Raw genomic sequence first — 11,229 nt, forward strand, 5'->3', positions numbered from 1 at the left:
CGACCGACTCGTTCCTGAACTTCTTCCGCTCCTCGGCCGTGACGCTGAAGGTGGAAGGCCTGTACGTGAACCTCGACCAGGGCGGCCGCAACAACGGCGCCTTCGCCTCCAACTCGACCGGCACCGTAACCCTGACCTCGCCGGGCGTGACCGTCGTGCAGAGCGGCCTGAACCGCAACAACAGCACCGAGTTCGCCGTCGTGCGCGCCGGCCTGAACTACAAGTTCGGCTCGTACTAGGACCTTCGGCCATTCCTTTGGCCTAGGGATCCCCAGCCCGATCAGACTGGCCGCTAGGTCCAACAACGCCTCAGGAGCATGCCTCCTGGGGCGTTTGTTGTTTTGCGAGACCATCTGATCAGGGCTTGAGGTGGAACGAAAAAAGCGCACCTGTGAAGGCGCGCTTGAGTTGTTTTATTTTGGATAGAATAGAACCTTTTATATCCTAGCCAAAAGCAGTTTGTGCGCAATAGGCATGTTATAGCATCTGATGGTTTTAGGCGTTGTCCCCACTCATCACTGCGCCGGAGTGCGATCCGCCGCCTTCTGCCGCTCTATCTGCTGCCGACGTATTGCGGTCGCTGCGCACGAGTAGCGCGAGGAGCCTTCTCCGGATCTAGGCCGCGGTCGTGGCCGCCTTTGAGAACGCTGACACGGGCAGGGCGCCTGACTGACAAATGCGGTAGCTGTGCTCGGACATTCGACCAAGAAACGGGACCGGCGTTTCTCCGTTGTTGCGTAGGATAGGCGTTCAGACCCTTTCGAAGGCGGCGATGTCAAAACGTAATAATGCTAGGAACTCCCTCGACGCTGCGTTCGCAGCCGGCGTCATCGTCATCGGCGGCGCGCTTGCAGTCGAGATGCGGTACTTCCTGCCTCACAATCCGGTCGCGGCATTCTTTAAGGTGCTTGGTGCGGCCATGGTCGCGACAGCCATTACGCTTCGCCTTTCGCGCAGGTGATGCTCGGCTGATGTATAGTCCCGCGGGAACGCTGTCTCCCCGCATGCGATCTCGACAATCGCACGCCCGTAGGTAGGGTGCAGCGATGCATGCCGCTCTCACCGTTCTCGCTACGATCCTGACGGCCAGCGCTTGTGCAGCGGCGCCAGCCGACGACGGGCAGCGAGCCGAGAAGATTGACGGGCTGGTGCGCATCGTCGGCGCACAGGCTGGCATCGTCCTTCACTGCCGGCAGTTCTATGCGATCGACGACACGGTGTCGGACGGCCTGTCTCGCACCGTGCGGCCTACCCTCGATCAAAGCCTTGGGCCCAAGCAGGCTCAGACCGCTGTCGACGATGAGGGCAAGCGCCTCGCGCAGGAAATCGCGGAGGTCGGCCCCGAGCGCTGGTGCGCCGATCAGCGGACCATCCTGAATACCGAGGGCGTTCGCGTCTTCCTGGACTGACCGGCCGCCTTGAGCGCGGACTAGACCAGCCAACATGCCCTGGCGGGAAACAAGATCGCGTGTCGGAGCGGTGCATGGTCGAGCCAACCCCAAGCCAGTGCGAAGTGAAGGTCGATGGGCGGTGGCTCATCGTCAGCCTCGCCGAAGCCTCGACCCGGTTCGCCGCAGCGGAGAAGCGGTGTCCAGCCTGTCATGGTCGCGTTGCAACCCCCGGCACCTTCACCGCGAAGGAAAGGCGAAGGCTCGACCACCGTCGCAATCACTCCGGCTGCCCGTTGCTGCCGAAGATTTACTGCGGCACCCCATCGCCGCATCCAAGCCCAGTTGAGTAGGGCGCGATCGGACCCGTGGGCGTACCATCTCGACAACATGGCACTCGCCAGCAGCTTCAGTGCGTGTGGTGTGATACCCCTGCTCCTACCGTGCTCCTTACCGTGACGCTGCCGTACCTTGCCGTGCACGACCGTGGCCTTGCCGCGGAGCTACGATGGCCGTCGCCAGCGGGCCACAAAGGGCCACACGATGCCCACAATAGGCCCAGCGAAAGCCCACCATTCAAGGGTATTCACACCACACGCACTGAAGCTGTTCCGCCCAGCGCTCGACAATCGCACCATGTCACCTAAACTCCTTGCTGGGATTCCACGCGTCGCCTTCCACGATTTTCTCGGTGGGCAATCGGCATCCAATAAGGGCGATCAATGACCCCCGCCCCTCCGCGCCCTCGCTATCAGCGGATATTCTTTGCTGGCGGTCGTGGGCTCATCGCTGTTCCTCTTCTGGCCGAGTCACTGGCTCGCCCCGCTTATCGACCCGTTCTTCAAGCGATATCGCAGCTCGCATTCCTCAAGCGGCTGGAGCGCTGGATAGCTACCAAGCCCCGATGGCTCATTCTCGCGGTCATCGCAGTCCCTTTTCTGGGAGTGGAACCGCTCAAGGTGGTGGGCCTCCTTTGGATTGGGGAAGGACTGATCCTGCGCGGCGTCGGACTGCTCGCCTTTGCCTACGGCGCGAGCTTCGTTCTCGTTGAGCGCATTTATCACGCGGGACGGGACAAGCTCCGCACCTACCACTGGCTCGCCGTAAGTCTCGATTTTGTCACAGGTATCCGCGATGCCGTGCTCGCAAACCTGCGCAAAACACGAGCTTGGCAAATGGCGGAAACGACTGCCCGCGCAGCCGCGCGCTCAGCCCGTGCCTCGCTTCACTGGATGAAAGTGCAGATGCAGCGCATCCGACGTCCTCGACAGGCGTAACGGCTGCGCTGGATCACCCCAAAATTTGAGCGATGACAATATCGAACGCGAGCACAGGCTCTTTATGACATCCGGAGTGGAGGTGGGATCGAATGAGGTCGTCCTGTCTCGCAGTTACGGAGACGGTGATGGTTCTGCGCACGGCCATGGACGAGCTCTGCGCTGTGAGAGAATTCCTTACAAGTCATATCCTTGTCACAGCGACAGCTCTCCTCCGCTTCCCACCTGTAAGTCTCTGTCCCAACGAGCAACCTGCAAACGGACGTTTTCGGGCTCTGCAGAGGGTCGATAGCAGCTTGAGCGATATGTCAGATACCCGACCGTTTTTTCGACAGTCGCTTCGTTTGCGTGGCGCGAAGCTGCGGAATTGAATATAGGCTTCCAGCCATGGATTGAGGCGGCCGCACCGTACCATGGGAAGTCAGGCGACCGCGGCGTTTCTCGATGCCTTCAGGAACCCAAGATCGAAGCGGCTGGCGAACACGTCTGCGGGCATCGGCTTACCGAACAGGTAGCCCTGTCCCTCCTGGCAGCCCTTCTCCCGTAGACAGGCGTGCTCAGCTGCCGTCTCGATACCCTCGGCGATTACAGCTAGATCGAACCCACGCCCAAGCTGCATGATCGCTCGCACGATGGTTACGTCCTGGCGCGAGGCAAGCATGCCGGTCACGAACGATCGATCGATCTTCAGCCGGGTGAGCGGGAAACGCTTGAGCAGGCTGAGCGAGGCGTAGCCGGTGCCGTAGTCGTCAAAGGCGATACCGACGCCCGCCTCTCGTAGGCTGCGCAGCGCGGCAACCAGCTCAGCATCGTGGTGCAGAACGATGTTTTCGGTAATCTCCAGCTCCAAGCAGGCGGCAGGCAAACCGACCTCCCGCAAGGTGGTACGCACCGTTTCGGCCAAGTCACCGCGCTGAACCTGGGCGCCGCACAGGTTCACTCCCATGCGGAACTCGGATGCTCCTACCCCGCGCCACGCCGCGGCCTGCGTGCAAGCGGTGCGGAGCACCCAGTCACCCACCTGCGCAGCGTAGCGGCTGGTATCGAGCACGTCGAGGAATGCTGCAGGTGCGAGCAGGCCGCGTTCGGGATGCTGCCAGCGGATCAGCGCCTCCGCCCCAACGAGCGCACCGTCGCTAAGGTGCACCTGTGGTTGGTAGAACAGTACGAACTCGTCGCGTTCGATGGCCCGACCGAGTTCGTCCCGGCAAGCACGGACGTGCTGCGCCTGTTGCCGCAGCACAGGGGTGAACAACCGATGGCAGTGCCGACCATCGCCCTTGGCCTGGTACAGGGCGAGATCCGCGCACGACAGTAGGTCGTCAGCGCTGTCGCCGTGCGCCGGCGCCAGGGCGATACCGATGCTGGTGCTAAGCCGAAGCGTCTGTCCCTCGTGCTCGAACGCTTCCGCAACCGTGGCAATGATCGTATCCGCCACCTCGGCTGCACGCAGTGGATCACCCATATCGGGCATGAGCAACACGAACTCGTCACCACCGAGCCGTGAGACCGTATCAGTGGGTCGGACGCAGGCGAGTAGGCGGGCCGCCATCACCTTGAGAGCGGCGTCACCGGTGGCATGCCCGTGACTGTCGTTGATCTCTTTGAAGCCGTCGAGGTCGAACATCAGCACCGACACGGCACGTGCGGCAGCGACGATCTCGGTAAGCCGCTCGCGCAGGACCGCACGGTTGGGCAGCTCGGTGAGCGGGTCGAGGTGAGCGAGGCGGAATAGATGTTCCTCGTTGGCGCGTCGTTCGCGGATGTCGCGCATGATCGCGCCAAAGGTCGCGCGGCCCTCCTCCTGCCACTGCGAAAGCGACAGCTCGATCGGAAACTCGGTTCCGTCCTTGTGGCGTGCCGGCAGCTCGACGGTCTTGCCGACGAGCCGCGGTTTACCACCGCCGGCAACTCGATGCAGACCACCTCCATGACCGCCGCGCATCCGCTCGGGCACGATCAGGTCGATGGGTTGCCCGACTGCCTCCGCAGCAGTGTGGCCAAACAGCCGCTCGGCGGCGACGTTCCAGAAGTTGATGCGCCCCTTTGCATCGGCACAGACGATGCCGTCCGGCGATGTCGATGCGATCTGAACGAAGCGGGATTGGCTTGCCCACTGGGCGACCTCCAGCCGGCGCATCTCCAAGCGGTCGAGCGTGAGATCGGCCAACTGCTGAAGGATCTGCCGATCTTCATCGGAGAAACCATTGCGCGGCCGCGTGTCAGCGAGGCAGAGCGTGCCGACGGCATTGCCTGAGGGCGCGTGCAGGGGGATCCCTGCGTAGAAGCGGATATGCGGCGGCCCCGTGACGAGCGGGTTGTCGTGGAAGCGCGGATCCAAGGCTGCGTCGAGAACGACGAGGGCGTCAGTCTGCGTGATGGTGTGCGAGCAGAATGCGACCTCGCGGCTGGTCTCGCATAGGCTGAGACCGACCTTGGCATGGAACACCTGCCGATCACGGTCGAGCAGAGACACGAACGCGGTCGGAACCTGAAACAGGCGCGCGGCCAAATTGACGATCTGACTGAAGGCGGGTGCGGGTGCCGAGCCGATGAGATCGTACTCAGCGAGCGCCGCGACGCGGGCGTCTTCGGCGAAGAGGATAGGAGTCGGCCGCACCGCAGAAACCTGATGATGGTATTCCGCCATGATCCTACCGACCGGTCGTTAAGAGACACCTTCCGGCTTTCGCTGACGTTGGACAGTCCTTACCAAAATAAACCATCCACGACCCTCGACCGGTCACCATGGCGATGTGTCGAGGGTCGCGTGGATCGAGGCAGGAATGTCACCGAGCTACGCAGACACTTTACGAAGACCTTCCTGTCGCATACGTCCGTTCGAATGAGGGTAACTCTCAGTCCTGCTTGCTCATCAGGACGTCGAGCTTGTCGATGCGGGCAGGCTCCGCAAGAAGGGCGTTCGAACGCTTCATAAGGATCGCGGCGCCTTCGCCGGTGAGATGAGCCTCGCGTCCTGCCTCGTCCGGGAATGCCTCGAAGATGCCAAAGGTCGAATGGCTTAGGCGGACCCCGTACCAGGGAGAGGTGGCCGGCTCGCGTACGACGCAGGCCAGGATATCGCGCAAGAGGTCCTCGACCTCCGCCTCGCGTCCAGGTTTGGCCTCAAGGTGGATGTGGAGCGCCTTCGGGGTGGTTCTGCCCGCATCGCCCCGCATTGCCGCCGGACGATGCGGCAGTCCCTTGACGATGGCACCGAGTAGCAGGCCGGCTCCGGCAACGAACGCTCCCGTCAGCAGCGGATTAAGGGCCGCCTTCGTGTAGAGGCTGGTCTCCATGACGCGCCCCTCGTAGTTGCCGCGCTCCTCCAAAGCCTCGGTTGGGACGTCGAGGCCGCTCCTGTCGCGCTCGCGGCGAGAGGGCTTTCCGCTCGGCGTACCGGGAATGACGCTGGCGTTCATGGCCTTGTCCGTCAGGCCGGGGGCGAGATGTGCCATCTCGGCCACCGCCTTGGCACCTCCGCCGACGAACACGTCTCGCACGGGTTTCACGGCAGCCGTCAGGATCGCCTCGGCTACGGCCCCTGCCGCATAGACCGGCGGGACGTGGTGGGGCTCGCTGTCGAGATAGTTCTTGGCGTTGACCGTAAACGGGGTGTCGATCTGCCCGGGCTTGATCAAGGTCACCGAAACGGGCGCGTCTTCGTCTTCCAGCTCCATCCGCAGGGCGTCGGTGAAGCCCTTCACCGCGTGCTTGGAGGCGGAGTAGGCGCCCTGAAGCGGCACCGCGCGCTCGGAGACCTCGCTCCCGACGTTGATGAGCGCACCGCCATGCTGCTTCAGGTGCCGGATCGCTTCCAGCGAGCCGTGAACCAGGCCCCAGACGTTGGTGTCGAACAGCCGGCGCATATCATCGACGGAGACTTCGTCGAGCCGCCCGTACATGCCGATGCCGGCGTTGTTCACCCAGGTGTCGAAGCCACCGAAGGTCGCGCGGGCCTCATCCGCGATGCGGGTCAGATCCTCGGGTCTGGCGACATCGGCGACGACGACGTGTGCCCGTCCGCCCTTGCCTCGGATTTCCTCAGCGAGTTGGTGGAGCGCGCCTTCGCTGCGCGCCGCAAGCACAACCTTGGCTCCGCGTTCCGCAGCCATGCGGGCTGTCGCCAGCCCGATCCCGGAGGACGCACCCGTGATGACCATGACCTGATCGGACAGGGGCTTCAGATTTGGTTTCATGACGGCTTTTCCCGGGGGAGTGGCTAGGAGTGAGTGAGAGTGCGGCGGCATCGCCTGCCGACGGAAAAGGCCCGGACGACGCTTGCGCATCCTGTCCGGGCCCCTTTCAAGCAGACATCCGTTCGGAGTTCCGGAGGATCAGTCCTCCGACTTCTTCCGCGCCCCGGTGGAACCGGTGCTGCTTGCGCCCGAGAACGCTTCCTTGAGCTCCTTAGCGGCGAGCGTCTGGGCCTTCTCCGCGTCAGGCACCAACGGCGCCATGCCGAAGAACTCGTGCGTCACGCCCTCGTAGGTCTTGTGCGTGACCTCGACGCCGGCCTTCTTGAGCTTCTCGGACAGGAGCTTGCCGTCGGATGCGAGCGGATCGATCTCGGCGTTGATGACGGTGGCCGACGGAAGGCCCTTGAGGTCGGCCTTGCCGATGACGTCGAGGCGCGGGTCCTGCTTGTCCTGCGGGCCGTTGAGCGTCTTGTCGAAGTACCACAGTAGGTCGGCCGAGCTCAACGGCGCGGTCATCTTGTGCTCGCGATACGAGGGCGTTTCGGTGTCGACGCCGGCGACCGGATAGACCAGCAGCATGTGAAGCGGTGCCTGGAGCTTCATGTCGCGCGCGGCGATGGCCACGTTGATCGCGAGGTTGCCGCCGGCGCTCTCGCCCGCCACCGCGACGCGCTTGGTGTCGGCGTTGAACTGGCCGCCGTTCTCGATCACCCACTTGTAGGCGGCGATCGCGTCCTCGCCCTGGGCCGGGAACTTGGCCTCGGGCGCGTGACGGTACTCGGCCGACACCACGATGGCTCCGGTCTTGTGCGCCAGCGCCATCGCGGACGCCTCGTACGTCTCGATGTCGGCGATGACAAAGCCGCCGCCATGCCAGTACACGATCACCGGGAGCGGACCGGAGCCGGTGGTTTCGGGGGTGTAGATCCGAACCGGCTGGGTTCCGCCACCGGTCGGGAAGGTCATGTCCTTCTTGGACACCTTCATGGCCGCCATCAGCGCTACCGGGTCTTTACCCTCGGCCTTGAGCACGGCCTTGACCGCGTCGGCGGGCGTTGGCTGCTTGCGGGCCTCCTCGACGGAGAGCTTGGCGACTGGTTTCACGCCGAGCTTCTGCAACTCCTTGAGAACCTGGCCCATGGGCTTGTCGGCCTCGCGCATCTCCTGCGCCTGGGCGGCCTTCTCGTCCTTGGCGAACACGGGGGAAGCGGCAAGCAGGCCAAGGCCGAGTAGGGCCGCCAACGATACGGATGTGAAGGCGGTTTGCTTCGTCGCGTTCATAGGATCTCCTGGGACCGCATGATGCGGCGCCCGGATAGAACCCTGCTGCGCTCCAGTAGTTCGGCTGAAGATCCTAAACGCCGTATGAGACCCATAACCAGCGTTGAACGCGCTAAGACGCACATGCCGTAGAAGACCGTTCTTTACCGTTCTGGGCCGCCGGCGTTGTCACACAGCCTGGACCCAACTTGGACATCTGTCCTATCGGCTCAGATGTCGGCAATCCGACCGTTTCTCGGACATCAAACGCGGCCGGTTTCGACCTATGTCTGTCGCGCCGCTATCGACCCTTTGCGGCCCCTGGGAGCGTTCACTCTCAGACTCTCGGTGAAGCAGCGTCGGACGACCGGGATGGGTGGTTTTCGGACCCTCTGCTTCAAGACGGCGGATGCATCAAAGCAGACAACCGGCTAATTGGGCTTAGACGCGTCGCTACTGTGTCTGGCAAGCGCGACCGTATTCAAGCGAAGAACCGACGTGCTTGCCGAACACCAACTGCCCGCAGCCGAGCGCGAATGAACTCCTGTGCATCAGTGGACAGGATGTGTTTGGGCACGAACTGGTACGACCCTGCCGATTGGTAGAGGAGAATGACGCGGACATCCTCGCGCCATTGGACGTAGTGATCCCATGGCAGGTTGGAGGAAATCGTCTCGCTGCGAGCCGCGTAGCCGCGCTCGGACCATGTGATGGTGTAGGGCTGGTGGAGGCTCCGCTGCTCCTGGAACTGCCGCCGCACGATCAGCCAGGGGACCACGAGATGCCGCAGCGCCAGCATCACGATCAGGAACAGGCTTGCGCCGATCGCAAACACGAACGCTACATCGGCTGGCGCATCCAACAAGATGAAGGCCCCGAACACGATGACACCATAGACGATCAGGACGAGGGCCGTGCGCTGGCTCGTGAGAAGGCTCAGATGGTGCAGGCGACCTCCGGCGAGAACGTCCTCGCGCAACGGGTGGTAGGTTAGGCTTGGCATGGCGTAAGCCTACCTCAAAATGGGATCGTCTCCACCTCCTCTGCCTGGACGGTCCCGCGCACGGCCGATGATCGAGTTCGACGGGTAGTTTGCTTTCGATCCCGAACTGAATTTGCTGGAGCGCTGACGAACGACCGCTCGAAGAAGCGCTGACGGCTATGGGGGTGGCTGCGTTGGGTCGCAAGCCGAATGACCGCTTCCGTTGATTTTCCTGATCCGCTTTCGGAACGTCGGATCAGGGAAGCAGACATCCGCGCGGCTTGGAGCAGTCTACGATTTCACGCATACTTTGACCGGCCAGAGCGTGAGGTCAGCGTCCCGGAACCAGGCGCCGCTGGGCGACACGTTGGGTACCAGACAGCCATGTCGGTGCGGGAACCACCTCGCGACGCATCCGCTTTCCCGACCGAGCGCGACGCGCGCGGCTTCGGGACACGCGGATTGCCCGCTACAGGCAGCCTCCCGTCGAGACCGCGCCCCCAATCATCCAATATACTGGAGATACGATGAAATTTTATTGGGGACCCCATACCTGCGCGATCGGTATCCACATTCTGCTGGAGGAGATCGGCACCCCCTACGAGAGCGTAAAGATGGATGTGGCCGGCGGCGAGGCCGAGCAGGAACTGTTCAAGGCGATCAACCCGAAGGGCAAGGTCCCCACCCTCGTCCGCGACGACGGGACAGTGATGACCGAATATGGAGCCATCGCCACGTGGCTGGGCCGCACGAACCCCGATAAAGGGCTGATCCCCGCTGACCCCGAGGCTGAGCGCCGGGGCATCGAGGTGATGGACTACGCTGTCGGCACGCTGCACCTGCAGGGGTTCGGGCGTCTGTTCAAGACGGAGAACTACGAGCCGCAGGACGCGCTGCACCAGACGCTCAAGCTTGGGCAGGCTTCGGTGAAGGAGCAGGGCCGCTCGATCATCGACGCGGCTTTAATCATCCTCGATCAGCAGATGGCAGGGCGCGCCTACGTGGCGGGCGATGCGTTCACGATCGGCGACACCGCACTGTTCTACGCGACACGCTGGGCGCCGCAGCAAGGCATCCCACTCCCGCCCAACCTTGCCGGACACTACGAGCGGATGACCGCGCGCCCAGCTGTGGCGCGGGTCCGCGCGATCTGGGGCGAGGCATGACCTCGTGGGGATCCTGAGGTCCCACGGCATGGAGCGAAGGTGGAACAACGGCTTGGGGTGGAAAGCTGTCCGGCTGCTTTGAGGGTAGCAAGCGCCGAACTCGCCATTCCTAGATTATGGCATCGCTCGGCTTGGTTCGCAGGAAGCATTCTCATGTCGTTCGTCAGCATCACACGGCTTCGCATCCGCTCGTGGCGCTTCATGCCGCCCTTCGTGGTCGATACCCTGCGATCCTTGTCTCAAACCAAGGCAGCCCCTGGCTTCATCGGTGGATCTCTCCTGGCGGATCGAAAGCGAACGTTTTGGACGCTGACCCTTTGGACCGACCAATCCGACATGCGCCGCTACATGATCAGCGGCGCTCATCGCAAAGCGATGCCGAAACTCCTGGGTTGGTGTGATGAAGCCAGCGTCGTTCACTGGACCCAGGAGGCAGAAGACATCCCAATCTGGAACGAGGCGGCGGAGCGGATGCGTTCGGAAGGGCGTGTCTCGAAGGTGCACCATCCTAGCCCGCAACACAGCGATCTATCGTTCGCAATGCCTCGGACGGCGGGTGCGGTCGCGATCACCCCGCGTAGAGGTAAAGCTGTGTCCGCTATTGGGAGTAGTAACAAGCCCGCGTAAGCGTCCGCATTGGATGGTTTTTCGCCGGTCTGCTTTCTGGCGTCAATGTCTTAAGAGCGGACACCCAGGATGTTCTGGCACTCCACACAGAGGGCTCGGGCAGCTCGCTTCGACCACAAGCTGACCGACGCAAAAAACAAGCGCCCCGACGGACGCTTGCTTGTCTCACCATCGATAAGCGGCGGCCTTAGTTCGCCCGGGCAACCTCGACGAGGTTGTCCGAGAACGAGGGCGCGTGGCCCATGTCGCTGAAGGCGCCCGACGAGATGCTGTTGACCGTGCCCTCGTTGAGCTGGCGCCAGTAGCCCAGCGTCGCGACCACGATGCCGG

9 protein-coding genes and 1 pseudogene are annotated in these 11,229 nt (G+C 63.0%); 6 read left to right on the top strand and 4 right to left on the bottom strand.

Features of this window, described 5'->3' with window-relative positions; genetic code table 11:
• The 4 genes and pseudogenes from FV227_RS25915 to FV227_RS25935 all read left to right on the top strand — a co-directional run.
• Nucleotides 1-239 (top strand): annotated as a pseudogene (locus tag FV227_RS25915) (porin family protein); the annotation flags it as partial.
• 533 nt (nucleotides 240-772) lie between these two features.
• The gene (locus FV227_RS25920; RefSeq protein WP_147860231.1) at nucleotides 773-961 is read left to right on the top strand and encodes a hypothetical protein; all 189 of its coding nucleotides are present in this window, start codon (nucleotides 773-775) and stop codon (nucleotides 959-961) included.
• A gap of 85 nt (nucleotides 962-1,046) precedes the next feature.
• Complete coding sequence (locus FV227_RS25925; RefSeq protein ID WP_147860232.1) at nucleotides 1,047-1,409, top strand: hypothetical protein; 363 nt, start codon at nucleotides 1,047-1,049, stop codon at nucleotides 1,407-1,409.
• Nucleotides 1,410-2,110: 701 nt separating this feature from the next.
• Nucleotides 2,111-2,665, top strand: coding sequence for a hypothetical protein (locus FV227_RS25935; protein ID WP_147860234.1), 555 nt, complete (start codon nucleotides 2,111-2,113; stop codon nucleotides 2,663-2,665).
• Between the two features lie 421 nt (nucleotides 2,666-3,086).
• On the opposite strand, the gene FV227_RS25940 is transcribed toward FV227_RS25935, so the two are convergent.
• From FV227_RS25940 to FV227_RS25955, 4 genes are all read right to left on the bottom strand, one after another.
• A complete protein-coding gene (locus FV227_RS25940) occupies nucleotides 3,087-5,315 on the bottom strand; it encodes an EAL domain-containing protein (protein ID WP_147860235.1) in 2,229 nt (742 codons plus the stop codon).
• 208 nt (nucleotides 5,316-5,523) lie between these two features.
• Nucleotides 5,524-6,864: an SDR family oxidoreductase gene (locus tag FV227_RS25945; protein WP_147860236.1), complete on the bottom strand. Its 1,341-nt coding sequence runs from the start codon at nucleotides 6,862-6,864 to the stop codon at nucleotides 5,524-5,526.
• Between the two features lie 138 nt (nucleotides 6,865-7,002).
• Nucleotides 7,003-8,145: an alpha/beta hydrolase gene (locus FV227_RS25950; RefSeq protein ID WP_210246743.1), complete on the bottom strand. Its 1,143-nt coding sequence runs from the start codon at nucleotides 8,143-8,145 to the stop codon at nucleotides 7,003-7,005.
• A gap of 460 nt (nucleotides 8,146-8,605) precedes the next feature.
• Entirely contained in the window at nucleotides 8,606-9,127 is a 522-nt protein-coding gene (locus FV227_RS25955; RefSeq protein WP_147860237.1) for a YcxB family protein, read from the bottom strand.
• 506 nt (nucleotides 9,128-9,633) lie between these two features.
• Between FV227_RS25955 and FV227_RS25960 the strand changes: the two genes are divergently transcribed.
• Nucleotides 9,634-10,272, top strand: coding sequence for a glutathione S-transferase family protein (locus FV227_RS25960; RefSeq protein WP_147860238.1), 639 nt, complete (start codon nucleotides 9,634-9,636; stop codon nucleotides 10,270-10,272).
• Between the two features lie 153 nt (nucleotides 10,273-10,425).
• Nucleotides 10,426-10,899, top strand: coding sequence for a DUF3291 domain-containing protein (locus tag FV227_RS25965; protein ID WP_147860239.1), 474 nt, complete (start codon nucleotides 10,426-10,428; stop codon nucleotides 10,897-10,899).
• The last annotated feature ends 330 nt before the right edge of the window (nucleotides 10,900-11,229 follow it).

This window comes from Methylobacterium sp. WL119 (assembly GCF_008039875.1).
GTDB lineage: Bacteria > Pseudomonadota > Alphaproteobacteria > Rhizobiales > Beijerinckiaceae > Methylobacterium.

Bases quoted from the DNA above. Each gene is read 5' to 3' on its own strand.
- FV227_RS25920 (WP_147860231.1), top strand. From the start codon at position 773: ATGTCAAAACGTAATAATGCTAGGAACTCCCTCGACGCTGCGTTCGCA.
- FV227_RS25945 (WP_147860236.1), bottom strand. From the start codon at position 6,864: ATGAAACCAAATCTGAAGCCCCTGTCCGATCAGGTCATGGTCATCACG.
- FV227_RS25955 (WP_147860237.1), bottom strand. From the start codon at position 9,127: ATGCCAAGCCTAACCTACCACCCGTTGCGCGAGGACGTTCTCGCCGGA.
- FV227_RS25960 (WP_147860238.1), top strand. From the start codon at position 9,634: ATGAAATTTTATTGGGGACCCCATACCTGCGCGATCGGTATCCACATT.
- FV227_RS25965 (WP_147860239.1), top strand. From the start codon at position 10,426: ATGTCGTTCGTCAGCATCACACGGCTTCGCATCCGCTCGTGGCGCTTC.
- FV227_RS25950 (WP_210246743.1), bottom strand. From the start codon at position 8,145: ATGAACGCGACGAAGCAAACCGCCTTCACATCCGTATCGTTGGCGGCC.
- FV227_RS25940 (WP_147860235.1), bottom strand. From the start codon at position 5,315: ATGGCGGAATACCATCATCAGGTTTCTGCGGTGCGGCCGACTCCTATC.
- FV227_RS25925 (WP_147860232.1), top strand. From the start codon at position 1,047: ATGCATGCCGCTCTCACCGTTCTCGCTACGATCCTGACGGCCAGCGCT.
- FV227_RS25935 (WP_147860234.1), top strand. From the start codon at position 2,111: ATGACCCCCGCCCCTCCGCGCCCTCGCTATCAGCGGATATTCTTTGCT.